The following is a 26078-nucleotide window of genomic DNA, read 5'->3' on the forward strand; positions in this document are numbered from 1 at the left end:
AATACCTATGCACATCCAGTAAACATATGCAAAAAACCTGATACACTCTGTCGCAGCCCGCGCGTTGACGTGGATCAAACCTGAGCGGGTTTTTCACATTTATTGGTCTGCGATGGCAACCACGCAGTCCGACTCCTTGCAGCTTTCGATCGCGGTGCGCGCGCTCGCCGTCGGCCCCTTGGCAATGCCCCAGGCATGGGTCGTCGGCGAATAGGCCAGGAATTTCGGCATCCCGCCGTCGTCCCACCCATCCACGACGCGCTTGGTCGCGGCCTGGCTGAGCGTCAGATCACGGGCCTTGTACCCGCGCGGCAGAAGCAGCGCAGCCACCGCGCATTGCCCGCCGTTCGCCTGCTGACAGGCCGCGACAGCCGCCGCGCCCGCCGCATCCGGCGTGTTCAGTTGCGCGATGATCGTAGGCGGCACCTGCCCGTCACCGGACACCGGAAACGCCACCGCGCCATAATAGCCGTAGCCCGCCTCGAGGAACTTGGCCATCTGGCTCGGCGCCTTCATCTGGTCGAGCGTCAGGTTGACCGCCTGTTTCATGCCCGCGCCGAACTGGCTCAGATCCGCGATGTGCATGATCATCTTCGACGGCGAGAACAGCTGTTTCTTCGCGGCATCGCCCGTCATCGGCTCGGCCTGTGCCGTGCCGGCGGCCATGAGGGCTACAGCGATGCCTGCAATCGCTTGGCGCATTTGTGGAATCCTTTTCAGACTACTCGTTCGGCGGGACCATAGTCCCTGACCCCGGGGCTGACCAGTGTGGCTGGACGTCGCTCACGACAATGCTACGGTCCACGCCGATGACAGAAGGAGTTCCCATGTCCCTCGATACCGTCCTGCACAAGATCGACGGCGAGATCGACCTCGCACTCGACCGCCTGATCTCGCTGCTCAAGATCCCGTCGATCTCGACCGACCCCGCCTACAAGGGCGATTGCCGCACCGCCGCCGAAACCATCGTGAACGATCTGGCCACCATCGGCTTCGACGCGCAGGTGCGCGACACCCCCGGTCATCCGATGGTGGTGGCCCACGGCGGCCCAGATCCGGTCGACGGCCTGCCGCACCTGTTGTTCTACGGTCATTACGACGTGCAGCCGGTCGACCCGCTGGAGCTTTGGAACACCCCGCCGTTCGACCCCGTCATCGAAGACACGCCGAAGGGCAAGGTCATCCGCGCGCGCGGCTCGTCCGACGACAAGGGCCAGCTCATGACCTTCATCGAGGCTATGCGCGCGTGGGAGGCGGTGAACGGCGCCCTGCCCTGCCGCATCACCATCTTCCTCGAAGGCGAAGAAGAATCCGGCTCCCCGTCCCTCGTTCCGTTCCTGAAAGAGCACGCCGGGGAACTGACCGCCGATATCGCGATGATCTGCGACACCGGGCTTTACGACGGGCGCGTCCCCGCCATCGTCACGCAGCTTCGCGGGCTGCTGGCCGAGGAAATCACGCTGAAGGCCGCCAACCGCGACCTCCACTCGGGGTTCTACGGCGGCCTTGCGCAGAACCCCATTCACCTCCTGACCCGTATCGTCGCCGACCTGCGCGATGAAAATGGCAGCGTCACCCTGCCCGGCTTCTACGACGACGTGCCGGAGCTTTCGGACGAATTGCGCGCCCAGTGGCAGGGTCTGAACTTCGACCATGCCCGGATGCTCGAAGACGTGGGCCTTTCGGTGCCTGCGGGCGAACAGGACCGCACACCGCTTGAAAAGGTCTGGTCGCGCCCGACCTGCGAAGTGAACGGCATCTGGGGCGGTTACACCGGCGACGGGTTCAAGACGGTCTTGCCCGCCGAAGCCCATGCCAAGATCAGCTTCCGCCTCGTCGGGCAACAGGACCCGGACAAGATCCACGCGGCCTTCGTCGATTTCGTGAACGCCCGCCTGCCCGATGACGTCGAATGCGTGTTTTCCAACGGCCACGGCGCGCCCGCCTCGGTCATGTCCACCGACAACCCGGCGTTCGAAATCGCGCGCGGGGCACTCTCGGACGAATGGGGCGTCGAAGCGGCCTTCGTGGGCGCCGGCGGCTCCATCCCCGTCGCGGGGCATTTCAAGGAGGTGCTCGGCATGGACGCCATGCTGATCGGCTTCGCGAAAGAGGATGACGCGATCCACTCCCCGAACGAGAAATACGATGTCCAGAGCTTCCACAAGGGCATCCGCAGCTGGGCGCGCATCCTCGCGGCGCTGGCGGAGCGGTCGTGACACCGCAGGGCTTTTCGACCCGGACCTTCGACCACGACGGGGTCGAGATCGCCTACGACATCGGGGGGAGCGGCCCGCCGCTCCTCCTCCTGCACGGCTTTCCGCAGACGCGTGCGCTGTGGTGGCGCGTGGCTCCGGCCCTGGCCGCGACCCACACGGTGATCGCGGCCGACCTGCGCGGCTACGGCGCCTCGTCCAAGCCCGACGATCCCGCGCTTTATTCCTTCCGCCACATGGGCGGCGACATGCTGGCGCTGATGTCCGACCTCGGTTTTAAGCATTTCGCGATCGCAGGCCACGACCGGGGCGCGCGCACGGCCTATCGGATGACGCTGGACGCGCCCGACCGGATCGCACGCCTCGCCCTCATCGACGTCGTGCCGACCGAGCTGATCCTCAACGGTCTCACGCATCCGGTCGCGCGCGCCTATTACCACTGGTTCTTCCTGTCACAGCCCGCCCCCTTCCCCGAAACGATGATCGGCCACGATCCCGACACCTATTTCGAAAGCTGCCTGCTGGGCTGGGGCGCGGCGAACCTCACCGATTTCGCAGCGGATCAACTTGCCGTCTACCGGAAAAGCTGGCGCGACCCCGCCTGCATCCGCGCGATGTGCCACGACTACCGCGCCGCCATCGACATCGACCTCGCGCTGGACGAGGCCAACCCTGACCGAAAGGTCCGCGCCCCGACGCTCATCGGCTGGGGCCGCGACGGCGCGATGGGCCGCGCCTACGATGTGCCGGCGACCTGGGCCGAAAGGGTCGAAACGATCACCCCGGTGCCCTTGCCGGGCGGGCATTTCATGATCGACAGTCACCCGGGTGCGGTGACGACGGCACTCGCCGATTTCTTCGCCTGACCCTGCCCCTTCTCTGTTTCAGGAAACCTTGGGGGGTTTGGGGGGCTAGCCCCCCAACGGGTCGCGCCAGCTTGCTGGCGCGAAACCTCACACGATCCCGAAGAACCGCTCGGGCAGCTCATGCATATGGGGGTAAAGCCCGCGCGGGAACTGCCACATGCCGTGGCCGCGCTCTTCCCACCCGTCGTGCATCTTACGCCGATACGGCGACATGTCGAAACCGCGCACGATGGGGCGCGTGTTGAACTGGGCGAAGACCTCGTCGTCCGACCCGCGTTCATCCGCGAACCAGTGCCCGCCGATGCCGGTCTCGCCCTTGGTCACCCCCGCCGCCGCCACCGTCGCGTTGCGTCGGTCCATCACACCCGAATACTGGGCCGAGTCGCAGAATTTCATGTGAAAGAGATACAGCGCCTCGGGCGTGAAAAGCTGATCGTATTCCGCGAAATGCCCGCCGCGCGACAGCTTGCCGGGAAACCCCACGACGCAGGGTTTTGAGTAATGGAAATTCACGCGCACGAACCGGCGCGGGCCGAGGATCGGGCCGGTCACCGGGTCGCGCTCCTGCTTGGTGCGATGCGTCACCTCGAGCCCGAGAGGTGTCAGGATCTTGCGCCCCGGCGCTTTTTTCAGAAACCCGAGCAGGTCCAGCCCGGCTTTCGGATCGACCACGACGAATTCGTCGACGTCGCCCACCACGACGTATTTGAAATACGACCTGAGCCCCGTCGACAACCCGTTGAACAACCGCCAGCGGCGCTGGTCGAATTTCTCGGACGTGTCGGGAATGGCGATCAGATTGCAGCCCGCCGCGATCTCGCGCACCGCGGCTTGGTTGCCGTGGTTGACGACATAGCAGTTCTCGCGCCCGAACAGCCCGCCGTAATACCGCACCCAGCGTTCAAGGAAGAAATCGTCGTCGCGCACCATGGTCAGCGCGGCGGCTGTCGTCTGCATCGTCTGTCCCCGATCCGGCCTCTCTGGACCCGTTTCGCAAAGGTTACACGGGCGCCGACGACCCGCCTAGCCCCTTTGGGCTTTCCAAGCCGCGGGTCACACGGCACTGTCGGCGCAAAAGGGTAAGGCATGACGCTGGCAGAAACGGGCATCGGGATCTATCGCAGGCACGGGGCCACCCCCGACCACCTACAGGTGTTCGGCGAACGTTCGTCGGGCACGAATTTCGTGAACCGCCTGCTCGCCAAGAACACGACGCTGACCCCGACCGACGCCTATGGCTGGAAACACGGCTTCGCCCAGATGACCGGCATCGGGCAGCGCGCGCTGATCGTGGGCGTCCTGCGCGAACCTCTGGGCTGGGTCCGGTCGATGTATGCGAAGCCTTGGCACTGCCCGCCCGACATGCAGGCCCTGACCTTCTCGGACTTCCTGCGCGTCGAATGGGGCACGATCGTCGACCGCAAGCGGTATTTCCCGCGCTCGGGCGAACTTGGCACGGTGGGAACGCCCCTCCAGCAAGACCGCCATCCCGTCACCGGCCAGCCCTTCGCCAATATCGCCGATCTGCGGGCGATGAAGGCCGCGTATCTGCTGGGGCTGCGCAACCGGGGCTGCAACCTCGTCCTGTGTCGGCTTGGCGATGTTCAGGCCGATCCCGAAGGGTTCGTCGTGAAGGTGAGCGAGGCGTTCGATCTGCCGCCGGTCGACACATACCGACCCGTCACCAAACGGCTCGGGTCCAAGTTCCTTGCGAATGTCGAAGACCGTCCAACCCCGCCCGAGACCGTCAGCGATGCCGACAGGTCATATCTCGCATCGACCCTCAACCCCAAGGTCGAGGCCGCGTGGGGCTTTCCCCTGCCCGCCTAGGCCGTCACGCGGCGCTGCACCAGACGCGCGAGTTTCACGATCAGCACGAGCCACGGCGCCCCGTGCATGACCAGATCGAGAATGTCGATCGGCTCGGAAAGCGTGCCCGCGACCAGCATTTGCAACTTTTCCCACACATGCGGCGGCGTGAACGGGGCCAACCCGATGGTCGCGCAGAAAATCAGGATCGTGGTCAGGGGAATGGAAACGAGCAGGCGCATCTTCGGTCCTCGTTTGCCCTGAACCTAAGATGGCCGCGCAAAGGTTCAACGCGCCAAACTGGCGCACCGCCCAAGGCCTGGACGCGAAAAAGGCCCCCAGTCGGAGGCCTTTTCACCCGAAATTCGGGATCGCAGCAGTGGCGCGGTTGACGGGGCTCGAACCCGCGACCCCCGGCGTGACAGGCCGGTACTCTAACCAACTGAGCTACAACCGCCCGCTGCGTGAGGGGCCTTCTACGGCCCTGCGCCGGGGGCGTCAAGCGGTTTGGACCGGGTTTTGTGACGATTTTTTCGTGCGGGTTTCAGGGCGCGATCCGGCACCCTGCGCGCCGGCGGTGCGAGAGCGGTTCGGGGCCATGAAAACGGGGAATTTGGTGGGTGGTGAGGGGCTCGAACCCCCGACATCCTCGGTGTAAACGAGACGCTCTACCAACTGAGCTAACCACCCGTGAGGCGGGGATTTAACGGGCCGATGGGCGGGTGGCAAGAGGGTCGGTGTACTTCAAGGCCCGTCCTGCGGCGAACCGGGCGTCGCGTCGGCCAGACCGCACGTAACCCGCCGGGACCAGCAGAACTGCGAGATGTGAGGGAATGGTGGGTGATGAGGGATTTGAACCCCCGACATCTTCGATGTGAACGAAGCGCTCTACCACTGAGCTAATCACCCGCCGTGGCGCGGCTTTTAGCGTCACTCCGCAGCGGCTGCAAGGGGATCGTCGCCTTCGGGCGTGTCCTTTTTCCGCTTCACCTTGGTGATGATGACTTCGCCATCCGTGACGTCCTTGCGACGCTGCACTTTCACGGTGCCAAGCGGTTGAAGTTGCATGGTTTCCGCTTCTTCCAGCATCTCGCCCAACTCGACGAGCAGCGCATCGACCACGGGGCGGACATAGCGCGGCTTGACCCCGGATCGTGCGATCACGCGGTCGATCAGGTCTTTCTTGACGATCTTGCCGTCGTTTTCGCCCTCGGCGGTCGGGACCGCACGTGTCACCCCCTGCACGGCGGTCGTCGGCGCATCCGCCACGGGCGCGTCGGCCTCGGGTTTGGCGGTGGTCGCCTTGCGGGTGCCGGTGGATGATTTGGTCGCAGATTTCTTGGTGCTCGTGGCCATAATGGATTTGCCTGTATGATGCCCGGCTTCTCTGGCCGGTTCTGATGAAAGCGATGCCCCGGCGCATCCGGGCACACATCGCCCCCAAGCGTATAACGAAATGGTTAACAAATAAAGGGGCATGACCGGAGCGCCCCGCAAAATCTAGGGCCGGACGCTAGATACAGCGCCCGGCCCCAAATGTCTCTGACGGTCGGAAATCAGTGCGCGATCTGCGCCGGCTCTCCGCTCGTCTTGGCGGCTGCGGCGGCCGCAGCTTCCTCGGCCGCCTCGTCCCATTCGATCGGTTCCGGTTCGGACACGAGCGCCTGTTTCAGCACGTCGCGCACATGGGTGACCGGAATGATCTCGAGCCCTTCCTTCACGTTGTCCGGAATGTCGGCCAGATCCTTGACGTTCTCTTCGGGGATGAAGACCGTCTTGATCCCGCCGCGCAGGGCCGCGAGCAGCTTTTCCTTCAACCCGCCGATGGGCATGGCATTGCCGCGCAGCGACACCTCGCCCGTCATGGCGATGTCCTTGCGCACCGGAATCTGCGTCAGCACAGACACGATGGAGGTCACCATGGCTAGGCCCGCGGACGGACCGTCCTTGGGCGTCGCCCCGTCCGGCACGTGGACGTGAATGTCCCAGCGGTCGAACTTCGGCGGCTTCACCCCGATCTCGGGCGCGATGGACCGGACATAGGAACTTGCGGCGTCGATCGATTCCTTCATCACGTCGCCCAGTTTCCCGGTCGTCTTCATCCGGCCCTTGCCCGGCAAGCGCAGGGCTTCGATCTGGAGCAGATCGCCACCCACGCTGGTCCAGGCCAGCCCGGTCACGACGCCGATCTGGTCTTCCTTCTCGGCCAGACCGTAACGGTGCTTGCGCACGCCAAGATAGTCTTCAAGCGACTCCGGCGTGATCTTCACCTGCTCCTCGTCCTTGCGCACGATCTTGGTCACGGCCTTGCGCGCCAGTTTCGCGATATCGCGTTCGAGGTTTCGCACCCCCGCCTCGCGGGTGTAGTAGCGGATGATGTCGGTCAGGGCGCTGTCGGTCACCTCGAACTCGCCCTTGCGAAGCCCGTGGTTCTTGACCTGCTTGTCGACGAGGTGCTGCTTGGCGATCTCGCGCTTTTCGTCCTCGGTGTAGCCCGCCAGCGGAATGATCTCCATCCGGTCCAGAAGCGGGCCGGGCATGTTGTAGGAGTTCGCCGTGGTCAGGAACATCACGTTCGAGAGGTCGTATTCCACTTCGAGATAGTGGTCCACGAAGGTCGCGTTCTGCTCCGGGTCGAGCACTTCGAGCATCGCCGAGGCCGGGTCGCCGCGGAAATCCTGCCCCATCTTGTCGATTTCATCGAGCAGGATGAGCGGGTTCGTGGTCTTGGCCTTTTTCAGCGCCTGAATGATCTTGCCGGGCATCGAGCCGATATAGGTCCGGCGGTGACCGCGAATTTCGCTTTCGTCCCGCACGCCGCCCAGCGAGATGCGAATGAACTCGCGCCCCGTGGCCTTGGCGACCGATTTGCCGAGCGACGTCTTACCGACACCCGGAGGACCGACGAGGCACATGATCGGCCCCTTCAGCTTTTTCGAGCGTTGCTGCACGGCGAGGTATTCGACGATCCGTTCCTTGACCTTCTCAAGCCCGTAATGGTCGTCGTCCAGAACCTTCTGTGCGTTGTCGAGGTTCTTCTTCACGCGGCTCTTCACGCCCCACGGGATCGACAGCATCCAGTCGAGGTAGTTGCGCACGACCGTCGCCTCGGCGCTCATCGGGCTCATGTTCTTGAGCTTCTTGAGCTCCGCATCGGCCTTTTCGCGGGCCTCTTTCGACAGCTTGGTCGCGTTGATGCGGTTTTCCAGTTCCTGAAGCTCGTCCTGGCCTTCGCCGTCCTCGCCCAGTTCCTTCTGGATCGCCTTCATCTGTTCGTTCAGATAATACTCCCGCTGCGTGCGCTCCATCTGGCTCTTCACGCGCGTCTTGATTTTCTTTTCGACCTGAAGAACGGACATTTCGCCCTGCATCAGGCCATAGACCTTCTCAAGCCGCTCGTCGATCGGGAGGGTTTCCAGAAGATCCTGTTTCTGGTCGACTTCCACGCCCAGATGACCGGCCACGAGGTCGGCGAGCTTCGCCGGTTCGCGGGTCTCGGACACCGCCGAAAGCGCCTCTTCGGGGATGTTCTTCTTCACCTTGGCATAGCGCTCGAATTCCTCACGAACCGACCGCACGAGCGCCTCGGCGGCGGCTTCGTCACCAATGGTTTCGATAAGGATTTCGGCCTCGGCCTCGAAGAAGTCGGGGTTGGACAGGAATTCGTTGATCTGCACCCGCGCCTGGCCTTCGACCAGCACCTTCACGGTTCCGTCGGGCAGTTTGAGCAGTTGCAGGACGTTGGCCAGAACGCCGGTGCGGTAGATGCCGTCTTCGTCCGGGTCGTCGACCGACGGGTCGATCTGGCTCGACAGCAGGATCTGCTTGTCGTCCGCCATCACCTCTTCCAGCGCCTTCACGCTCTTCTCGCGACCGACGAAGAGCGGCACGATCATATGCGGAAAGACCACGATGTCGCGCAGCGGCAGGACAGGATGGATTTGTGTTGATTGCTCGGTCATGACTGTTCCTTATCTGGCAAGGTGCCCCGGTCCCGATCGTCGGCAACGCGCAGCACCCCCTGTTCGCCTGAATGATCTGGGGGTCTCGCGCCCCGGTTTCAAGCAGACCTGTTTGCCCCGTTCCAGACATAGTGCCCGCGCCCCGAACCGACGACAAGACCTAGAGTGCTTCAAACTGGCCACAATTCGGGGGACTGTCCCGGATCGCGCAACGGATGGGCAAAACAGTGAGGGCAACCCTACCGTATTGTCAGCCACAGACGCACAAAATCCCCCCGAATTTCACAAATCCGACCCAATTCGCCCAACTCCCGCCCGCATTCAAAAGGATAACGAAGGGTAACCAAGGACGGACAAGACCATGTTCACACGGATACTACGACGCCTGCACAGGGACCGCCGCCGGATCGCGGTCAGCTTCGCGCTGCTCTTCGGCGCGGGCGTGGTTGAGACATGGAACAAGTCGGACCTGTTCCCGCCGGGCGTGATGGAGGTCGGCGCGGGTCTCGGCCTCCTCGTCTTTTTCGGCGCCTTCATGATCGCGGGCGGGCTCGCCCTGCCCTCGCTGCGTCACGCCTATGTGCCCATCGGCCTCACACTATTCGGTGCCGCCGTGCTGGGCCGCATCTTTCCCGGCTCGTCCTTTTCGCTTTTGACCATCACCGAGGGCGGCACGCGCTCCATGGCGGGTCTCATCACCACCGGGCTTTTCGTGCACTTCCTGTTCTACGGGCGCTGGTCCGACAAGCTTCTGGTCATGCGCCGCTCGCGCAACACGACGCGGCTGGTCACCTTCAAGCTGGAATCCGACCAGCTGTGGCACGGTTTCGTGCCCACGCCGGGCCGGCGCGAAATGCTGCACGACCCCGATATCCTGTCGGTGGACTGGGTCGACCGGGACCGCTCCCGCATCCGGGTGATCCGCTGGGCCCCGCCGTCCAAGAAGATCGAGGAATACCTTCAGGTCGAGGATTACCTGCCCGGCGCCTATATCGTCTATCGCTGGGTGCGGCAGGACGAGGAAAAGAAGGACAAGCTTCAGCGCGGTCTGAAAGCGGTCAAGATGATCGACATGGTGGACCGCCGTGTTCTTTACATCACCGAGTTCAACCACAACCGACCGCTGCGCCGCGTCCTGTTCGACTGGGTCGACGACAGCCTTGGCCGGAAAGAGGACGAACGCCTCCTGAAGCTGGAAGCCGCCATTTCGAACTCCCGCGCCAAAGAAGACGCGCGGCGCGAGCAGCTGGCCGTCGGTGGCGTGCTGCGTCCGAAGGCGAAAACGCCGCTGCGGACGATGCGCCCGGAACCGCTCCTGTCCGCCGCCGAGTAACCCGGCCTTTACCACGTCATACGAAACAGGCCGGGCGGTCACATTCCTGCCCAGCTTCACGCGCATCTCCATGGTCCGGCCAAGGAGATTTGCCATGCGCAACCTGTATCGCCACATCTTTCGCGACCGTCGGCGGCTGTCATTCACGGCCCTGATGCTCGCCCTGTCGCTGACCCTCGGATGGAACACGGCATCCACCGACCTGCCCATCGCCCGTGACGTGGGCACCGTTCTGTTCCTGCTCGTCGTGGCGGGCGGTGTCGCGATCGCAGCCCCGCGCCTTCGCTTCGCGGTCGAAGTGGCGGCGGTCTCCAACTTCGTGTTCGTGGGTCTCGGGCATCTTCTGCCCAAATCGAACTTCAACCTCGCCAACCCGCATCTGAACGCGGCCTCGGCGGTGCTTCTGTATCTCTTCGTCATCGTCGTGATGCATACGGCGCTGAACGGGCGCTGGTCCGACCGCTTCACCCCGATCCGCCGCCGCGCCGTCGCGCGCGCGTCCTCGACCCTCAGCGCGAAAGACCTGTGGTATGGTCTGGTGCCGACGCCGGGCCATCTGGACGAGATACCCGATCCCGATGTCGTGTCGATCGACTATGCCGACCCGTCGCGCCGGGTGATCCGCCTGTTGAACTGGCGCCCGCCCGGTCGGTCGTCCGAGCTTCTGCTGCATGTCGACGAAATCGACGCGCCGCATTTCGTCCGGCTGCGCATCGAACGGGTCGACCCCGAACGTGGCAACACCTTCGAGGGCACGACATCGTTCCGCATCACCGACCAGGGTGCGCGGCGGCGCGTCGAAATCTGTCACGTCGCCGATGCCCTGCCGATCCGCCGCCACGCGCGGGGCTGGCTTGACGATACCCTCGGTCGCTGGCTCGACCTGCGGCTGTCACGGGTCGAAGAGACCACGCAGGCGCTCTGCCACAGCGCGGGGGGCGTGCGCATCAAATGCCCCGAAAAGATCTCGTCCGCCGACTATTTCAACAGCGTCTACGCACAGGCGAAACCGCACAAAGGCCCGGACCGCAGGCGCGCGCCCTTGCCGCAATGGATCGCATCGCTGCCCCGGACGGAACGCTAGAGCGGGTCGATATCGCCCTCGGCCCGCAGGGCGTGGAACTGCGCCTCGAACGCCGCGAACCGCCCCTCGGCGATCGCCGCCCGCATGTCCGACATAAGCTCCTGATAATAATGCAGGTTGTGCCATGTCAGGAGCATCCCTGAAATCATTTCCCCCGCCCGGAACACGTGGTGCAGGTAGGCGCGCGAATAGCCGGTGCAGGCCGGACAGGTGCAGGCCTCGTCCAGCGGGCGCGGATCGTACGCATGGCGCGCGTTCTTGATGTTGACCTGTCCGCGCCGCGTCCACGCCTGCCCGGTGCGCCCGGAACGGGACGGCAGCACGCAATCCATCATGTCCACGCCGCGCTTCACCGCCCCCACGATATCGTCGGGCTTGCCCACGCCCATCAGGTAACGCGGCTTGTCTTCGGGCAACATGTCGGGCGCATAGTCGAGCACGCCGAACATCGCCTCCTGCCCCTCGCCCACGGCCAGACCGCCGATGGCGTAGCCGTCGAACTCGATGGCCCTCAGCGCCTCGGCACTCTCGCCCCGGAAATCTTCCGTCACACCGCCCTGCTGGATGCCGAACAGCGCGTGGCCCGGCCGATCCCCGAACGCATCGCGCGACCGCTGCGCCCACCGCATCGACAGACGCATACTTTGCGCCACGGTCGCCTCATCCGCGGGCAACGCGGGGCATTCGTCGAAGCACATCACGATGTCGGACCCAAGCTGACGCTGGATCTCCATGCTCGTCTCGGGGCTGAGGACATGTTTCGATCCGTCCACATGGCTGCGAAACGTCACGCCCTCCTCGGTGAGCTTGCGCAATTCGGCCAGGCTCATCACCTGAAACCCGCCGCTGTCCGTGAGGATCGGTTTGTCCCAGTTCATGAACCTGTGCAGCCCGCCCAGACGCTCCACCCGCTCGGCCCCGGGGCGGAGCATCAGGTGATAGGTGTTGCCCAGAAGAATATCCGCCCCGGTCGCCGCCACGCTTTCGGGCAGCATCGCCTTCACGGTCGCCGCCGTGCCCACGGGCATGAAGGCGGGCGTGCGGATCTCGCCACGCGGGGTCGAGATGACGCCAGTGCGGGCCTTGCCGTCGGTGGCGTTCAGGGAATAGGAAAAGCGTTCTGTCATGGCGGCGCTCATAGCCCCGCCATGACACCAGAGCAAGCGGCGCACCCTGTCTTTGTGACATGCGGAGATGTTAGGGCTGGGGTCCGCGCACCGAGAGAATCACAAGAGGCGAGGCACGTTTTGACCGGCACACCAATGCATTTCGGGTGGGAGGAATGGCTCTCTCTCCCCGACCTCGGCGTCCCTGCCGTCAAGGCCAAGATCGACACCGGCGCGCGCACCTCCGCGCTCCATGCCGACGATATCGAAACCTTCGGGCCTTCGAACCACCCCAAGGTGCGCTTCACGGTGCGGCCCGTGCCGGGGCGCGACGACATCGTGATCCCCTGCTCGGCCACCGTCGTCGACCGGCGCGAGGTCACGTCGTCCAACGGCGAAAGCGAGAACCGGGTGGTGATCCAGACGACCCTGTCGGTCGGCGGCCAGAGCTGGCCCATCGAAGTGACCCTGACCAACCGCGAAACCATGGCCTCGCGGATGTTGCTCGGACGACAGGCGCTGCTCGACCACATCACGATCTCGGCCCATGACCGTCTGCTTCAGCCGGAACTGGGCTATGACGTCTACCACACGTCCGAGGTCGCCAAGGCCCAGCCCCGCCGGGCGCTGCGTGTCTGCGTGCTGTCGCGTGAGAACAACTACTCGACGAACCGGCTGGTGGAAGAAGGCGAAAGCCGCGGCCACACGGTCGAGGTGATCGACACCACGCGCTGTTACATGGCGATCAACGCGCTCGCCCCCGAAGTGCATTACGACGGCAAGCGCCTGCCGGTCTACGACGCGGTCATCCCACGCATCGGCGCTTCGATCACCACCTACGGCACCGCCGTGGTGCGCCAGTTCGAAACCATCGGCACCTTCTGCCTCAACTCCTCCGCCGGGATCGCCGGGTCGCGCGACAAGCTTTTCGCCCATCAGCAGATGGCCAAGGCGGGGATCGGCATGCCCGACACCGCCTTCGCCGCCTCCCCCAAGGACAATGCCAACCTCGTGGGCCTCGTCGGCGGCGCGCCGATGATCGTCAAACTGCTCGAGTCCACCCAGGGGCGCGGCGTGGTGCTGGCCGAAACCCGCAAGGCCGCCGAATCCGTGATCGACGCTTTCCGGGGCCTCAAGGCGAACTTCCTCGTCCAGCATTTCGTCAAGGAAGCGGCGGGCGAGGACATCCGCTGCTTCGTCATCGGCGCGAAAGTCGTCGCCTCGATGAAACGCACCGGGGCCGACGGCGATTTCCGCTCGAACCTGCATCGGGGCGGCAAGGCCGAAAAGGTCCGCATCTCGGCCGAAGAGCGCCGCACGGCCCTGCGCGCGGCCCGCGCTTTCGGCCTTTCCGTGGCGGGCGTCGATCTTCTGCGGTCGTCCACCGGCCCGAAGGTGCTCGAGGTCAATTCCTCTCCCGGTTTCGAAGGCATCGAAACCGCCACCGGCAAGAACATCGCGGGGCTTCTCTTCGACGAGGTCGAACGCCGCGCCCGCCCAGTCCCGAAACGCCGCCGCAAAAGCGGGGCGGCCTGACCCCTTCTCTGTTCCTCAAATACCTCAGGGGGTGAGCCGCGTTCGCCTGCGAACGTGGCGAGGGGGACTGGTCCCCTTCCTACCGCGCGTGTCCGCCACAGGCGGAAACGCGCAAAACCTGTGCGGGCTTCAGCCCGCACCTTTTGCGAAATCGTCAGTGCGTTTCGAGCACCAGCGCCGCGACGCCGTCCGGGTCCGCCAAACGGCGGACGGGAAATCCGTTGGCATAGCGCCGCGCGGCCACCTCCGCGCGCTCGACGACGGCACCGTGGCCGGGCAGCACACGGCCCGCTCGCCAGTCCTGGGTGTCCTGAACCCCGTCGCGCAGGGCGATCATGGCGCCCAGAAACGCCTCGCCATCCGGCACCGACAGCCGCGCCACGACCGGCCCCTGATCCCAACGCGTACCCAGAAACGCCCGCAGGCTCAGGGGGGTGTCGCGCCAGACGTGACCGTCCGGGCGCCAGGGCACGACCCCCGGCGGCACCGGGCGCCATGCGCCAATCTGCACCGCGCGCACCTCGATGTCCCGGCGGAACAGATGTTGCATGTCGCCGATCACCCCGGCGGCCCCGCTGAGATACCACGCGAAGGTCAGGCACCCGCCCCCCTCGAAGCGGCGGGGGTCGGCCAGCAGCCCGAAATTCCGCGCGGGCTGCGCGGGATGCGTCACGAAATCCTCCAGCGCCCGCCGAAGCCGCGTGCAGCTCGCCCGGTCCACCTCGACCGCCGTGACAACGCCCTTGCCCTGTCGAAAGGCGAGGTCGTGACGCGGGATGAACCCGGCTTCGGTGTAGAGATGCCCGTCCTGAAAAGTGGACAGAAGCGGCACGATCCCCCAGCCCGACAGCATCATCCGTGTGGCCTGCAACCGCGTCTCTCCGGTCATCGATGTCACGCCCTGATGCGCGCCGCATTGCCACGCGACGATCGTATGCCCGATCTTGGTCTTGGCCTCGGCCAGCGCCGCCGGGTCGCTCAACCCCGCCCGGAGCGTCGCGCGCATCGTTTCCGGTGTGCGCAGGTCGAGCGGCACGGCCGGCGGCAGGTAGGACAGGATCACGTAATCCCGGTCACGCGGCAGAGCGAGGTCGGTCAGGTACCTAGGCCACGCCGCCGCCTCATAGGGTGCCAGAACATCGTCTCCGGCGGCGCTTGAAACGTCCGGCACCTCGCCGCAGGACACCAGCGCGACCAACGCCAGCGCGGCAAGGCGCCAAAGCCTCACCCGGCGAGGCCCATGGCGTCGAGCTTGGCCGCGCAGATGAAGTCGTTTTCCGAAAGCCCGCCGACGGAATGCGTCGTGAAGCTCACTTCCGCATAACCCCAGCCCAGCTTGATGTCGGGGTGATGCCCTTGGGCCTCGGCCAGATAACCGACCCCGTTCACCAGCATCAGCGCCTTGGCGAAATTCTTGGTCTCGTATCTGCGTGTCAGCACCGTCTCGTCCACCTGCCATGCAGGGTCGATCTGGGCCTTCAGCGTCGCCAGTTCATCGGCTTTCAGCGCAGGCGTGCCTTTCGGCAGGTCGGTGCAGGATTTTTCGGTCAATGCTGTCATCGTGTCCTCCAGTCTGTCAGGTCCTGCCCAACGCGTGAGGCCGCATTCGAGTTCAGACCTGATCCGCACCGCCCACAGCGTTCAGATTCCGGCGCGAATCCGCATCCGTCAATGCGACACGCCATCCCCAACGGATCGCAATAGCGTGAAATCCGCCCTCTCATCGCCCATGCAGGGCCGTGCGCCCCCTAGACCTCACCTGCCGAAAATCCTATATGTTCAGTCAGGAATTCGAAGGACGAACGATGAACACCGAAAGCCCCGAACAGATGGAAGGCGCGCCCCTCATCAAGCCGTCGAGCACAGAACACCCGCTTTACGATCAGGTGGTCGAGGCGTGCCGGACCGTCTACGACCCGGAAATCCCGGTCAACATCTACGACCTTGGGCTTGTCTACACCATCGACATCAATCCCGAGAACGACGTCTACATCATGATGACGCTGACCGCCCCCGGCTGCCCGGTGGCAGGTGAGATGCCCGGCTGGCTGATGGACGCGATCGGGCCCGTGGACGGTGTGAAATCCGTCGACGTGGACCTGACGTGGGATCCGCCCTGGGGCATGGACATGATGTCGGACGAAGCCCGACTCGAACTCGGATTCATGTGAGGAAACCATGTTCGCAATACCCGGAAAACAAGCCGTGACCATCACCGACACTGCCGCCGTGCAGATCGCGCGGCTGATGGACAAGGGTGGTCACAAGGGCCTGCGCATCGGCGTCAAGAAAGGCGGCTGCGCGGGTATGGAATACACGATGGACTACGTCGACGACGTGGACCCGAACGACGAGGTCGTGGAACAGGACGGCGCACGCGTGATGATCGCGCCGATGGCGCAGATGTTCCTGTTCGGCACCGAAATCGACTATGAGACCTCGCTTCTGGAAAGCGGGTTCAAGTTCCGTAACCCGAACGTGGTCGATGCCTGCGGGTGCGGCGAATCAATCAAGTTCGACGAGACCATCGGTTCGCAGAAGTGAGCGTCTCGGACGACGAGATCGCCCATGTCTACGAAGTGTTCGACGCAATCGGGGGCCTCTCCCATCGCAAGATGATGGGCGGGGCCTCTTTCTATTCCGAGGGTCGGATTTTCGCGATCCTGTCCTCGGACGGTCGGATTTTCCTCAAGGCCAAGGGGCCTTTCGCGGAAAGCCTCGCCGCCGAAGGGTCCACCAAGTTCGAGATGGAGGACGGGCGCGGGATGCATTACTGGACCCTGCCCGACGCGGCCATCGACGACCCCGACCTCGCCGCCGACTGGGGCCGCCGCGCGCTTGCCGCGCTCTGACCCCTTGCCCTCGCGCCCCTGCACGTTACGGTTTCCCGCACACTGATGAGGGAGACGGAAATGCGGCGCAAACTGGCGGCTGGCAATTGGAAGATGAACGGCACGGCGGCCGATCTGGCCGTGGTCGAGGACATCTGCAAAGCGCATAAGGGCGCAGGCGTCGACATCCTGATTTGCCCCCCGGCCACCCTGCTCTCTCGTCTCACCGACGCCGCCGGCGACGTGATCGCGGCAGGCGGTCAGGATTGCCATGCCAAGGACAGCGGCGCGCATACCGGCGACATCGCCGCCGGGATGCTGGCGGATGCGGGCGCGACATATGTGATCCTCGGCCATTCGGAACGGCGCGAGGACCATGAGGAAACCGATCAGGACGTCCGCGAAAAGGCCAAGGCCGCGCTGGCCGCGGGCCTCAAGGTCGTGATCTGCGTCGGAGAATCGCTGGAAGAACGCGAAGCCGCCAACACGCTGGACATCATCTCGGGCCAACTCGCAGGGTCGATCCCCGATGCCGTGACGGGAGAGACGCTGGTCGTGGCCTATGAACCCATCTGGGCCATCGGCACCGGCAAGATCCCGACCCTCGACCAGATCGGCGAAGTGCACGATTTCATCCGCGCACGGCTCGAGGAACGCTTCGGCGCGGGCGTGGGCCGCTCGACCCGCATTCTCTATGGCGGGTCCGTCAAACCCGGCAACGCGGCCGAAATCTTCGCGGTCTCGAACGTGGACGGCGCCCTCGTGGGCGGTGCGAGCCTCAAGGCTGCCGATTTCTCGCCCATCATCTCGGCCCTTGAGGATTCGTGACCGGCCCGCTACTACTTAACACGTTAAGTAAGGGAGGACGGCATGGATCACGACGAGCTGGCGCATTGGTCGAAACGCGCGGCGGACTGGGCGCGCGATTATCACGCGGGCCTGCGGGACCGTCCGGTGCGCCCCGACCTCGCCCCCGGTGACTTCCGCAAGCTGATCGACGCCCCGGTGCCGGAACAGCCCGAGGCGATCGAAACGATCTTCGACGATTTCGCCCGTCTCGTCCCCGATGCCATGACCCATTGGCAGCACCCCCGGTTCTTCGCCTATTTCCCGGCCAATGCCGCGCCCGTGTCGATGCTGGCCGAGCAACTGGCGAACGCGATGGCCTCGCAGGCGATGCTCTGGCAGACCGCCCCGGCGGCGAACGAGATGGAGGCGCTGGTCGTCGACTGGATGCGCGATGCGCTTGGCCTGCCTGCGGATTTCACCGGCACGATCCACGATTCAGCGACCACCGCGACCTTTTCCGCCGTGACGACGATGCGTGAAAAGGTGCTTGGATTTCAGGGCATTGGCGAAGGGCTTTCAGGTGCCCCGACCCTGCGTATCTACGCGTCCGCCCAGACGCACAGTTCGGTGGACAAGGCGGTGCGCCTGTCCGGTATCGGCCAGAACAACCTCGTCAAAGTGGCCGGCAAGCCGGACGATCCGCGATACTCCATGGACCCCGGCGCCCTCGACGCGGCGATCCGCGCGGATCTGGACGCGGGCCTCAGGCCGGCGGGTGTCGTGCTGGCAACAGGCGGGACCGCAATCGGGGCCTGCGACGACATCGCGGCCTGTATCGACGTGGCGCGCGCCAACGGCTTGCCGACGCACGTCGACGCGGCATGGGCCGGATCGGCCATGATCTGCCCTGAATTCCGGGACTTGTGGGCCGGTGTTGAGAAAGCGGATTCGGTCGTGTTCAACCCGCACAAATGGCTCGGCGCACAGTTCGACTGTTCGATCCAGTTCCTGCGCGACCCCGGCCCGCAAATTCAGGCGATGGGGTTGCGCCCCGATTACCTGCAAACCCCCGGCGCGGACGAGATCGTCAATTACAACGAATGGACGCTGCCGCTGGGCCGTCGCTTCCGGGCTTTGAAAATCTGGTTCCTCCTGCGATCCGAAGGGCTTACGGGCCTGCGTTCACGCATCCGCAACCACGTGGCCTGGGCGAACGAGGCACGCGACGCGATCGCCGCCCTCGACGGGTTCGAGATCGTGACCGAGCCGATCCTGTCGCTCTTTTCCTTTGCCTACCGCGACGATGCCACGACCGCGCGGCTGCTCGACGCCGTAAACCGCGACGGGCGCATCTACCTGACCCAGACCACCCACGCGGGCCGTTATGTCATCCGGATGCAAGTCGGGCAGTTTGACGTGACGCGCGAGGATGTCATGATGGTGCCTGACGTTCTGAACGAGATCGCCGGGAGCCTGCCATGATCCGCCTCGTCGCCCTTCTCGCCCTCCTTTGGCCCGCACTGGCCACGGCGCAAAGCTGGCCGGTCTACGAAAACATCTACGTCAACGACTACGCGCGCATCCTGCCGGAGGATGTCGAGACGCGGATCAAGCGCCAGCTCGAAGTGCTGCGCGAGGATACCGGGGTCGAGGCGACCGTGCTGACGCTCAACACGCGCGGCGGCTTCACGCCAACCGACACGATGGAAGACTTCGCGACCGGCCTGTTCAATGAATGGGGCATCGGCGACGCGGGCCGGAACGACGGTATCCTGATCCTCGTCCTGCGCGACGACCGTCAGATGCGGATCGAGTTGGGGTCGGGCTACGGCAGCGCCTTCAACCGCGAGGCGCAGGACATCATCGACCGCGTGTTCCTGCCGGAGTTTCGTAACGACAACTATGCCGAGGGGATCGAAGACGGCACCGACGCGGTGATCCAGCGCATCGCCCGTGTCCACTGGAACGGCGAGGAACCCCCGGAACGATCCGGCGGAGACGGGAGCCCGCTGGGTTGGGTGCTGGGCACATTGGCGGTGATCGGCGGCGTGGTGGCCGCGTTTTCGCGCAAGATCCTCGACCGCTTCCGCACTTGCCCCCAGTGCGGCGAACGCGGGATGCACACCACCCGTCACCGCCTGCTGGCCCCGACCCGCTCGCGCACCGGCAAAGGGGAAAAGGTCACGGATTGCCCGCGCTGCGGCTATCACTCGGTCGTCCCCTACACGATCCCGATGATAACCTCGTCCTCCTCCTCGTCCGGCGGTTCGTTCGGCGGCGGGTCGAGTTCCGGGGGCGGCGCGTCCGGAAGCTGGTAGGCGAGCGATTGCCGAAATGTGACCGAAGTGACCGCCACGTCAACTGAACTTTATCCGTTCCGTGCGTTACTTTAGAACCATGACCCGTTTCGTTCTGTCAGATAGCCCCAAGGAACACCTCGCGGATGGCGTGCTTCACGTCATCGGCGTGATTGCGGCCGTCGCCGGTGCCAGCGTCCTGCTCACCTGGGCGGCACTGTCGGTCGAGGGCGCGCATCTGGCCGCGCTCGTGCCCTATGCCATCGGCCTTATCGCCACCTTCGCGTTCTCGGCCGCCTACAACATGACGCTTCATGCCCCGATCCGGGCCGTGCTGCGGCGGTTCGACCATGCCGCGATCTACCTGATGATCGCAGGCACCTATACGCCCGTGGCGCTGATCGGCGTAGGCGGCGGCTATGGCATCGCGCTGGCGGTGGCGAGCTGGGCCATCGCGATGACTGGCGTGGTGCTCAAGGTCGTCTGGTTCGACCGGATCGAAAAGCTCGGCTTCTGGCTCTACATCGCGCAGGGCTGGCTCTGTCTTGCCGCCATCGGCCCCATCGTCGCTGCGCTGCCGCTGGCCGCGCTGGTTCTGCTCGTCATCGGCGGCGTCGTCTACACCGTCGGCACGATCTTTTTTCACAAGGCGCTGCCCTATGCCCGCGCGATCTGGCACGGCCACGTCCTTGCCGCCGCCGCGACGCATTACGCCGCTGTCCTGCTGGTCGTCCGCTTCGCCTGAGACCCGCGCGGTTTTCCGCCTGTGGATCACCCTTGCGTGACAGGCCCGCCCAACTCGCGTAGACTTGCCCCCAATCCGGGCGAAGACCCGGCAAGCCACAACACAGAGGCGACGGGCATGAAAACATACACCAGACGTGGGGTCCTTATGGCCGCCGGGGGCGCGGGCGCGAGCCTTGCACTCGCTGGCTGCGACAACGGCATGGGCTCGAACGCGGCGGGCACGATCGACGCGCGGGTCGACAGCACGCTGAACTATCTCTTCTCCACCTATCCCGAGGCGCAGGACCTGCGGTCGAAATCGGTCGGTATGCTGGTCATGCCGCTGGTGACCGAGGCCGGCATCCTCGTCGGCGGCGCCTATGGGCGCGGCGCGCTTCGGGTCGGCGGCGCGACGGTCGATTACTACTCGCAGACCAAGGCGAGCCTCGGCATTCAGGTCGGCGCGCAGCAATATGCCCACGTCCTGTTCTTCATGACCGAGGATGCGCTGGGCGAGTTCCGCTATTCCCCCGGCTGGGTCGCGGGCGCGGACATCAAGTATGCGGTTCTGAACGAGGGCGACCGGTTCTCGGCCGACACGCTGGCAGGCACCACGCCCGTCGTCGCGATGGTTTTCGGGACCGCAGGTCTGATCGTGGGCGCGACCGTCGAAGGGTCGAAATACACCCGGATCATTCCCTAAACCGCGGGGCCAGCCACGGCGAAGGCGAGATAGAGCACGAGGATCGCGGCCAGCCATGACGCCGCGATCCGCGCGCCGATGCGGGCCACCTGCCCGTCCCATCGGTCGAGGATCACACGCACGACACCGGCCAGCGCCGCCGTGGCGATGTTCGCCGCGACGAAAAGGCCCAGCCGGATCGCAACCCCGATCTCGGTGAAGCTGTGCCCCTCAAGCGCCGCAGCCATGACGGCGGCCCCGGTGAGACCAGCAAAGACTGGCATCGCCGGGCCAAGGCGTTCGAGCGGCGCGATGGCCGACAGCGCCCCCAGCACCAGCCCAAAGGCGAGCGGGACGAGCGCGATCCAGAGCCCCACCAACGGTGCCAGCGCCATGCCGATCACCTGACCGATGAGGAACGCGGGCCAGGCGGCCACCATCCCCTCGGTCTTCCACAGGGCGAGCGCGACGGCGAGCGTGGCGAGCGGCAGGATCAGCGCGGGATAGCCCAGAACGACCCCGGCCCCTTCCAGAAACGCGCCATAGGCATCGGCCCCGGTGCTGAACGCATGCGCGTTCGCCGCGCCGGGGACGAGGATCAGAGGAAGAACGAGGCGCTTCACGCGACGCCGAACAGGAACGCCGCACCGACCGCGGCGATCAACGCACCCGCCGCGCGCACAACGATCCGGCCAGCGGCGGAACCGACCAGCAGCCCCAGCGCGATCCCGCCAAGGTGCAAAAGCCCGGTGCCGATCACGAAGCCGATGCCGTAGGCGAAGGGATTGGCCGCCGTCGGAAGTTCGGTGCCATGCGCATGGCCGTGGAAAATCGCGAACACCCCGACGATCACGCCCGCGACCCAAAGCGGCGCGCGCACGGCGAAGGCGATCAGCAGGCCAAGCACCACGCCCGATAGCGCGATCCCCGCCTCGACCGCCGGGATCGGCACGCCGATCACCCCAAGGGCGCCGCCGACGGCCATGACCAGCGGAAAGACCACGGGCAGGATATAGATCGCAGGCTTGCCAAGGAACGCGCCCCACAGACCCACCGCCACCATGGCGATGACATGGTCCCAGCCAAGGATCGGATGGGTGAAGCCCGAGATGAACCCGCCCACATCGCTGTCGGTATGGGCCGCCGCGACCGAGGCGACGAGCATGAGCGGCAGCGCCGCCGCGAAGGTTTTCGTGATACGCATGATCTCTCCCTGTCCGGCGGTCTGTCCGCCACTTGTTCTTTTAGTCACGCTAACGGGGGTCGGTCAGTTTCACCAGACGCTCGTTTTGCCGGGTCACCGCAGCCGCTTGATGAGCGACGAGGTATCCCAGCGGTTGCCGCCCATGTTCTGCACGTCCTTGTAGAACTGATCGACCAGTGCCGTGACCGGAAGCACCGCCCCGGTCTGTTCGGCCTCGGCCAGACAGATCGCCAGATCCTTGCGCATCCAGTCGACGGCGAATCCGTGGTCGAAATGATCGTCCAGCATGGTTTCGTGACGGTTCACCATCTGCCAGCTTCCCGCCGCGCCGCCCGAGATCGCCTCGACCACCGCGCGCCCGTCAAGCCCGGCCTTTTCGGCAAAGGCCAGCCCTTCGGACAGGCCCTGCACCAGCCCGGCGATGCAGATCTGGTTCACCATCTTGGTGAGCTGCCCCGCGCCCGTGTCGCCCAGCCGTTTGATCGAGCGGCCATAAGCGGCCATCACCGGCTCCGCCTTGGCGAAGGTTTCCTCGGCCCCGCCGCACATGATGGCGAGCACGCCGTTTTCGGCCCCGGCCTGACCGCCCGATACCGGCCCGTCGACGTAACCGATCCCGGCCTCGCCCGCGACCTCGGCCATGTCCCGCGTCACCATCGCCGACACCGTTGTGTGATCGACGAAAATCGCGCCCTCGCTCATGCCCGCGAATGCACCATCGTCGCCGGTGCAGACCGCCCGCAGATCGTCGTCATTGCCGACGCAGGCCATCACGAATTCGGCACCCTCCGCCGCTTCGCGCGGGGTGGCTGCCGCCCGCCCGCCATGCTCGGCGACCCAGGCCTCGGCCTTGGCGCCCGTGCGATTGTAGACGGTTACCTCATGCCCCTTGGCCGCAAGGTGGCCCGCCATCGGGTATCCCATCACGCCAAGCCCCAGAAATGCGCATTTGGCCATCTCGCTCTCCCTTCATTGCACCTGTTGTTTGGAGCCTTTAATGAACGGGGGCAGCGGACAGGTCAACAAAGGGTCCCATGGCGTCTCTCTTCAAATGGATGGTGCGCGGTGTGAGTGCCGTATTGGTGCTCGCCGTTCTCGCGCTCGCCTTCGTCTACTACCTCGCATCCCGGTCGTTGCCGGATTACGAGGCCGAGCGGAGCGTGATCGGGCTGGAAGCCCCGGTCGAGATCGTGCGCGACAACCACGACGTGCCGCATATCTTCGGCAAGACCGACAATGACGTCTATTTCGCGCTCGGCTATGCCCATGCGCAGGACCGGCTCTGGCAAATGGTCACGATGCGCCGCACGGTGCAGGGCCGCCTGTCCGAGATGTTCGGGGACCGGACGCTCAAGACCGACGAGTTGATGCGGCGGCTCGACCTCTACCGGCTCGCGCAAGCGTCGGTCGAGGCACAGGACGACGCGACCAAGGCGGCGCTCACGGCCTATGCGCGCGGTGTGAACGCGTGGCTCGACCGGGTGAACGACGAGGCGCTGGGGCGCGGCGCGCCGGAATTCTTCCTGTTCGACAACGCGATTTCCCCGTGGGTGCCCGCCGATTCCATCGCGATCCTCAAGCTCATGGGCGTGCAACTCGCCGGGCATATCGAGGAGGAAGTGCTGCGCGCCCGCGTTTCTCTGTCGCTGGACGAGGACCGGGTGGCCGACATCCTGCCCGACATGCCGGGGAGCGGCGTGGCCGCCCTGCCCGACTATGCCTCGCTGTTCCCCGACCGCCCGGACGCCACGCAGTTCGCGGCCTATGACGACAGCCCGGAGGACGCGCTGCTCTACCCGGCGGCGGACCGGGGACTGGGCGGCGCATCGAACGCATGGGCCGCCGCGCCCGATCGCTCTGCGGCGGGTGGCACGCTTCTGGCCAACGACCCGCACCTTGGTTTTTCGGCCCCGACCATCTGGTATCTCGCGCGGCTGGAGCTGGCCTCCGGCGCCGTCATCGGCGGCACGCTGCCCGGTGTGCCCGCGGTCCTTCTTGGCCGGTCCGCCGATTTCGCATGGGGCCTCACCTCGTCCTACCTCGACGATCAGGACGTGTTCATCGAAAAGGTGAACCCCGAGAACCCCGCCGAGGTGATGACCCCGCTTGGCTACCAGCCCCTGACGCAGCGGTCGTCGATCATCCGGGTCAAGGATGCCGCGCCGGTCACGATCAACCTGCAATGGTCCGACAACGGCCCGATCATCCCCGGCAAGCACTACAACCTCGCCTCGGTCACCCCGCCCGGTCACGTCGCCGCGCTGGGGTGGACGCTGCTGGCCGGCAACGACCGCTCCATGACCGCCGCGATGAAGCTGATGCAGGCCAAGTCGGTGGTTCAGGGGATCGAGGCCGGTCGCGATTTCGTGGCCCCCAGCCAGAACGTCACGATGATCGACCGCGACACCATCGCGCTCAAGACCATCGGCGCCATGCCGCGCCGCGACGCCGATCACATGACCTTCGGTCGCCTGCCCGCCCCCGGCTGGCGGGAGGAGAACCGCTGGGTCGGGCGCGAAGCCTATGCGGCCAATCCGCAGTTCGTCTCGCCCTCGGGCGGGATCGTCGGCAACACCAACAACAAGCTGCTCGAGCGGCCTTTTCCGCTCCATGTGAGTTACGACTGGGGCGACAGCCAGCGCATCCAGCGGTGGGAATTCCTGATGCAGAACCGCGAGGTGCACACCCGCGAAAGCTTCATCGAGGCCCAACTCGACATCGTGTCGCCTACCGCGCGCAACCTTCTGCCGCTCGTGGGGGCCGATCTGTGGTTCACCGGCGAGGCCGCGCCCGAGGGCACGCCCGACCGCAAGCGGCAACAGGCGTTGGACCTGCTGGCCAATTGGAACGGCGAGATGAACGAGCATCTGCCGGAACCGCTGATCTACATGGCATGGATGCGTGCGCTTCAGAACCGCCTGATCCGCGACGAGATGGGGCCGCTCGCCACCGTGTTCCACCATGTCGAGCCGATCTTCATCGAACGGGTCTATCGCGACGTGGACGGTGCGAGCGTCTGGTGCGACGTGGTGCAGTCCGCGCCCACCGAGACCTGCACCGAGATCGCGCGCGAGGCGCTGGACGACGCGCTCCTGTGGATCGACGAGCATTACGGCAGTTCCTATGAAAGCCTGCGCTGGGGCGATGCGCACGAGGCGACGCATGACCATCAGGTGCTGGGCGATCTGCCCGTGCTGAAATGGTTCGTGAACATCCGTCAGTCCACCTCGGGGGGCGACAACACGCTGTTGCGCGGCAAGACCTCGGGGCGCGACCCTGACCCGTTCCTGAACGTGCATGGTGCGGGCTACCGGGGCGTCTATGACTTCGCCGACCCGGATTCGTCGCTGTTCATCACCTCGACCGGGCAATCGGGCCATTTCCTATCGCGCCATTACGACGATCTGGGCGATCTGTGGCGGCGCGGCGAATACGTGCCGATGTCTCTGGACCCGGATCTGGCCCGCGCCGCCTCGGTCGGGACGACGGTTCTGACCCCGGCCGGACTCCAGAACTGAACACTTGGTCATTTATGACGCTACGTCACGGAAAACGGCGTTTTCGCAGCGCCGCGTCTTAGCGGTTTGATCTTGTTCCGTTTTAGACCAACTGGTCAGACGAAGAATGTTTCGGTCAG

26 protein-coding genes and 3 tRNA genes are annotated in these 26078 nt (G+C 65.2%); 15 read left to right on the plus strand and 14 right to left on the minus strand.

Going from position 1 to position 26078, the window contains the following annotated elements; all coding sequences use genetic code 11:
• Positions 1-99: 99 nt before the first annotated feature.
• Positions 100-702: a hypothetical protein gene (locus HOY44_RS19495; RefSeq protein ID WP_040884355.1), complete on the minus strand. Its 603-nt coding sequence runs from the start codon at positions 700-702 to the stop codon at positions 100-102.
• 125 nt (positions 703-827) lie between these two features.
• Between HOY44_RS19495 and HOY44_RS19500 the strand changes: the two genes are divergently transcribed.
• Positions 828-2219: a M20/M25/M40 family metallo-hydrolase gene (locus tag HOY44_RS19500; protein WP_287437064.1), complete on the plus strand. Its 1392-nt coding sequence runs from the start codon at positions 828-830 to the stop codon at positions 2217-2219.
• Positions 2216-3082: an alpha/beta fold hydrolase gene (locus tag HOY44_RS19505; RefSeq protein WP_287437066.1), complete on the plus strand. Its 867-nt coding sequence runs from the start codon at positions 2216-2218 to the stop codon at positions 3080-3082. Before HOY44_RS19500 ends, HOY44_RS19505 begins: the two co-directional genes overlap by 4 nt.
• Positions 3083-3169: 87 nt before the next feature.
• Here HOY44_RS19505 and HOY44_RS19510 read toward each other — a convergent pair whose 3' ends face one another.
• On the minus strand, positions 3170-4039 hold the full coding sequence (locus tag HOY44_RS19510; protein ID WP_287437068.1) for a glycosyltransferase family protein: 870 nt from the start codon (positions 4037-4039) through the stop codon (positions 3170-3172).
• Positions 4040-4168: 129 nt separating this feature from the next.
• On the opposite strand from HOY44_RS19510, the gene HOY44_RS19515 reads away from it, so the two are divergent.
• Positions 4169-4912, plus strand: a complete 744-nt coding sequence (locus HOY44_RS19515) for a hypothetical protein (protein ID WP_287437070.1) — start codon at positions 4169-4171, stop codon at positions 4910-4912.
• Here the strand turns inward: HOY44_RS19515 and HOY44_RS19520 are convergent.
• The 6 genes from HOY44_RS19520 to lon form a co-directional block, all read right to left on the minus strand.
• A complete protein-coding gene (locus HOY44_RS19520; RefSeq protein WP_287437072.1) occupies positions 4909-5133 on the minus strand; it encodes an RND transporter in 225 nt (74 codons plus the stop codon). The genes HOY44_RS19515 and HOY44_RS19520 overlap by 4 nt on opposite strands.
• A 138-nt stretch (positions 5134-5271) precedes the next feature.
• Positions 5272-5348: transfer RNA gene (locus HOY44_RS19525), tRNA-Asp, on the minus strand.
• A gap of 157 nt (positions 5349-5505) precedes the next feature.
• A tRNA-Val gene (locus HOY44_RS19530) sits at positions 5506-5581 on the minus strand.
• 144 nt (positions 5582-5725) lie between these two features.
• Positions 5726-5800: transfer RNA gene (locus tag HOY44_RS19535), tRNA-Val, on the minus strand.
• 21 nt (positions 5801-5821) lie between these two features.
• Entirely contained in the window at positions 5822-6247 is a 426-nt protein-coding gene (locus tag HOY44_RS19540; RefSeq protein WP_138423157.1) for an HU family DNA-binding protein, read from the minus strand.
• Positions 6248-6447: 200 nt separating this feature from the next.
• Positions 6448-8853 (minus strand): endopeptidase La, encoded by a 2406-nt coding sequence (gene lon, locus HOY44_RS19545; protein WP_138423156.1) that lies wholly within the window; start codon positions 8851-8853, stop codon positions 6448-6450.
• 361 nt (positions 8854-9214) lie between these two features.
• Here lon and HOY44_RS19550 point away from each other — a divergent pair, with 361 nt between their 5' ends.
• Together HOY44_RS19550 and HOY44_RS19555 are read left to right on the plus strand one after the other, a co-directional pair.
• Entirely contained in the window at positions 9215-10186 is a 972-nt protein-coding gene (locus tag HOY44_RS19550) for a hypothetical protein (RefSeq protein WP_008328688.1), read from the plus strand.
• A 94-nt stretch (positions 10187-10280) separates the two neighbouring features.
• Entirely contained in the window at positions 10281-11270 is a 990-nt protein-coding gene (locus tag HOY44_RS19555) for a hypothetical protein (protein ID WP_287437076.1), read from the plus strand.
• Here HOY44_RS19555 and tgt read toward each other — a convergent pair.
• Positions 11267-12397 (minus strand): tRNA guanosine(34) transglycosylase Tgt, encoded by a 1131-nt coding sequence (gene tgt, locus HOY44_RS19560; protein WP_287437078.1) that lies wholly within the window; start codon positions 12395-12397, stop codon positions 11267-11269. The genes HOY44_RS19555 and tgt overlap by 4 nt on opposite strands.
• Positions 12398-12532: 135 nt before the next feature.
• On the opposite strand from tgt, the gene rimK reads away from it, so the two are divergent.
• Positions 12533-13912: a 30S ribosomal protein S6--L-glutamate ligase gene (rimK, locus tag HOY44_RS19565; RefSeq protein ID WP_008328685.1), complete on the plus strand. Its 1380-nt coding sequence runs from the start codon at positions 12533-12535 to the stop codon at positions 13910-13912.
• Positions 13913-14066: 154 nt separating this feature from the next.
• Here rimK and HOY44_RS19570 read toward each other — a convergent pair whose 3' ends face one another.
• Both HOY44_RS19570 and HOY44_RS19575 read right to left on the minus strand, forming a co-directional pair.
• On the minus strand, positions 14067-15140 hold the full coding sequence (locus HOY44_RS19570) for a hypothetical protein (protein WP_287437084.1): 1074 nt from the start codon (positions 15138-15140) through the stop codon (positions 14067-14069).
• Complete coding sequence (locus tag HOY44_RS19575) at positions 15137-15472, minus strand: 4a-hydroxytetrahydrobiopterin dehydratase (RefSeq protein ID WP_287437086.1); 336 nt, start codon at positions 15470-15472, stop codon at positions 15137-15139. The genes HOY44_RS19570 and HOY44_RS19575 overlap by 4 nt, the downstream gene beginning before the upstream one ends.
• A 245-nt stretch (positions 15473-15717) precedes the next feature.
• Here HOY44_RS19575 and HOY44_RS19580 point away from each other — a divergent pair, with 245 nt between their 5' ends.
• From HOY44_RS19580 to HOY44_RS19615, 8 genes are all read left to right on the plus strand, one after another.
• Positions 15718-16083: an SUF system Fe-S cluster assembly protein gene (locus HOY44_RS19580; RefSeq protein WP_040884351.1), complete on the plus strand. Its 366-nt coding sequence runs from the start codon at positions 15718-15720 to the stop codon at positions 16081-16083.
• 7 nt (positions 16084-16090) lie between these two features.
• Entirely contained in the window at positions 16091-16456 is a 366-nt protein-coding gene (locus HOY44_RS19585; protein WP_008328681.1) for a HesB/IscA family protein, read from the plus strand.
• Entirely contained in the window at positions 16453-16764 is a 312-nt protein-coding gene (locus HOY44_RS19590; protein WP_287437089.1) for a TfoX/Sxy family protein, read from the plus strand. The genes HOY44_RS19585 and HOY44_RS19590 overlap by 4 nt, the downstream gene beginning before the upstream one ends.
• A gap of 60 nt (positions 16765-16824) precedes the next feature.
• Complete coding sequence (gene tpiA, locus HOY44_RS19595) at positions 16825-17571, plus strand: triose-phosphate isomerase (RefSeq protein ID WP_287437091.1); 747 nt, start codon at positions 16825-16827, stop codon at positions 17569-17571.
• Positions 17572-17613: 42 nt separating this feature from the next.
• Positions 17614-19014 (plus strand): pyridoxal phosphate-dependent decarboxylase family protein, encoded by a 1401-nt coding sequence (locus HOY44_RS19600; RefSeq protein WP_287437093.1) that lies wholly within the window; start codon positions 17614-17616, stop codon positions 19012-19014.
• Positions 19011-19850 carry a TPM domain-containing protein gene (locus HOY44_RS19605; RefSeq protein ID WP_287437095.1) on the plus strand — a complete coding sequence of 280 codons (840 nt, stop codon included), beginning with the start codon at positions 19011-19013 and terminating at the stop codon, positions 19848-19850. Before HOY44_RS19600 ends, HOY44_RS19605 begins: the two co-directional genes overlap by 4 nt.
• A gap of 79 nt (positions 19851-19929) precedes the next feature.
• Positions 19930-20574: a PAQR family membrane homeostasis protein TrhA gene (gene trhA, locus HOY44_RS19610; protein WP_287437097.1), complete on the plus strand. Its 645-nt coding sequence runs from the start codon at positions 19930-19932 to the stop codon at positions 20572-20574.
• Positions 20575-20691: 117 nt separating this feature from the next.
• The gene (locus HOY44_RS19615; RefSeq protein WP_287437099.1) at positions 20692-21258 is read left to right on the plus strand and encodes a lipid-binding SYLF domain-containing protein; all 567 of its coding nucleotides are present in this window, start codon (positions 20692-20694) and stop codon (positions 21256-21258) included.
• On the opposite strand, the gene HOY44_RS19620 is transcribed toward HOY44_RS19615, so the two are convergent.
• From HOY44_RS19620 to HOY44_RS19630, 3 genes are all read right to left on the minus strand, one after another.
• Positions 21255-21860 (minus strand): hypothetical protein, encoded by a 606-nt coding sequence (locus tag HOY44_RS19620; protein WP_287437101.1) that lies wholly within the window; start codon positions 21858-21860, stop codon positions 21255-21257. The genes HOY44_RS19615 and HOY44_RS19620 overlap by 4 nt on opposite strands.
• The gene (locus HOY44_RS19625) at positions 21857-22441 is read right to left on the minus strand and encodes a HupE/UreJ family protein (protein ID WP_287437103.1); all 585 of its coding nucleotides are present in this window, start codon (positions 22439-22441) and stop codon (positions 21857-21859) included. Before HOY44_RS19625 ends, HOY44_RS19620 begins: the two co-directional genes overlap by 4 nt.
• 93 nt (positions 22442-22534) lie before the next feature.
• Entirely contained in the window at positions 22535-23398 is an 864-nt protein-coding gene (locus tag HOY44_RS19630; RefSeq protein ID WP_287437105.1) for an NAD(P)-dependent oxidoreductase, read from the minus strand.
• Positions 23399-23475: 77 nt separating this feature from the next.
• Here HOY44_RS19630 and HOY44_RS19635 point away from each other — a divergent pair, with 77 nt between their 5' ends.
• A complete protein-coding gene (locus HOY44_RS19635; RefSeq protein WP_287437107.1) occupies positions 23476-25959 on the plus strand; it encodes a penicillin acylase family protein in 2484 nt (827 codons plus the stop codon).
• The last annotated feature ends 119 nt before the right edge of the window (positions 25960-26078 follow it).

Source organism: Maritimibacter sp., assembly GCF_016774595.1.
Taxonomy (GTDB): Bacteria; Pseudomonadota; Alphaproteobacteria; order Rhodobacterales; family Rhodobacteraceae; genus Maritimibacter; species Maritimibacter alkaliphilus.

Excerpts from the sequence above, each read along its gene's own strand:
- HOY44_RS19495 (WP_040884355.1), bottom strand. The coding sequence starts at position 702 with ATGCGCCAAGCGATTGCAGGCATCGCTGTAGCCCTCATGGCCGCCGGC.
- HOY44_RS19500 (WP_287437064.1), top strand. The coding sequence starts at position 828 with ATGTCCCTCGATACCGTCCTGCACAAGATCGACGGCGAGATCGACCTC.
- HOY44_RS19510 (WP_287437068.1), bottom strand. The coding sequence starts at position 4,039 with ATGCAGACGACAGCCGCCGCGCTGACCATGGTGCGCGACGACGATTTC.
- HOY44_RS19515 (WP_287437070.1), top strand. The coding sequence starts at position 4,169 with ATGACGCTGGCAGAAACGGGCATCGGGATCTATCGCAGGCACGGGGCC.
- HOY44_RS19520 (WP_287437072.1), bottom strand. The coding sequence starts at position 5,133 with ATGCGCCTGCTCGTTTCCATTCCCCTGACCACGATCCTGATTTTCTGC.
- HOY44_RS19540 (WP_138423157.1), bottom strand. The coding sequence starts at position 6,247 with ATGGCCACGAGCACCAAGAAATCTGCGACCAAATCATCCACCGGCACC.
- lon (WP_138423156.1), bottom strand. The coding sequence starts at position 8,853 with ATGACCGAGCAATCAACACAAATCCATCCTGTCCTGCCGCTGCGCGAC.
- HOY44_RS19550 (WP_008328688.1), top strand. The coding sequence starts at position 9,215 with ATGTTCACACGGATACTACGACGCCTGCACAGGGACCGCCGCCGGATC.
- HOY44_RS19555 (WP_287437076.1), top strand. The coding sequence starts at position 10,281 with ATGCGCAACCTGTATCGCCACATCTTTCGCGACCGTCGGCGGCTGTCA.
- tgt (WP_287437078.1), bottom strand. The coding sequence starts at position 12,397 with ATGACAGAACGCTTTTCCTATTCCCTGAACGCCACCGACGGCAAGGCC.
- rimK (WP_008328685.1), top strand. The coding sequence starts at position 12,533 with ATGCATTTCGGGTGGGAGGAATGGCTCTCTCTCCCCGACCTCGGCGTC.
- HOY44_RS19575 (WP_287437086.1), bottom strand. The coding sequence starts at position 15,472 with ATGACAGCATTGACCGAAAAATCCTGCACCGACCTGCCGAAAGGCACG.
- HOY44_RS19580 (WP_040884351.1), top strand. The coding sequence starts at position 15,718 with ATGAACACCGAAAGCCCCGAACAGATGGAAGGCGCGCCCCTCATCAAG.
- HOY44_RS19585 (WP_008328681.1), top strand. The coding sequence starts at position 16,091 with ATGTTCGCAATACCCGGAAAACAAGCCGTGACCATCACCGACACTGCC.
- tpiA (WP_287437091.1), top strand. The coding sequence starts at position 16,825 with ATGCGGCGCAAACTGGCGGCTGGCAATTGGAAGATGAACGGCACGGCG.
- HOY44_RS19600 (WP_287437093.1), top strand. The coding sequence starts at position 17,614 with ATGGATCACGACGAGCTGGCGCATTGGTCGAAACGCGCGGCGGACTGG.
- HOY44_RS19605 (WP_287437095.1), top strand. The coding sequence starts at position 19,011 with ATGATCCGCCTCGTCGCCCTTCTCGCCCTCCTTTGGCCCGCACTGGCC.
- trhA (WP_287437097.1), top strand. The coding sequence starts at position 19,930 with ATGACCCGTTTCGTTCTGTCAGATAGCCCCAAGGAACACCTCGCGGAT.
- HOY44_RS19615 (WP_287437099.1), top strand. The coding sequence starts at position 20,692 with ATGAAAACATACACCAGACGTGGGGTCCTTATGGCCGCCGGGGGCGCG.
- HOY44_RS19625 (WP_287437103.1), bottom strand. The coding sequence starts at position 22,441 with ATGCGTATCACGAAAACCTTCGCGGCGGCGCTGCCGCTCATGCTCGTC.
- HOY44_RS19630 (WP_287437105.1), bottom strand. The coding sequence starts at position 23,398 with ATGGCCAAATGCGCATTTCTGGGGCTTGGCGTGATGGGATACCCGATG.
- HOY44_RS19635 (WP_287437107.1), top strand. The coding sequence starts at position 23,476 with ATGGCGTCTCTCTTCAAATGGATGGTGCGCGGTGTGAGTGCCGTATTG.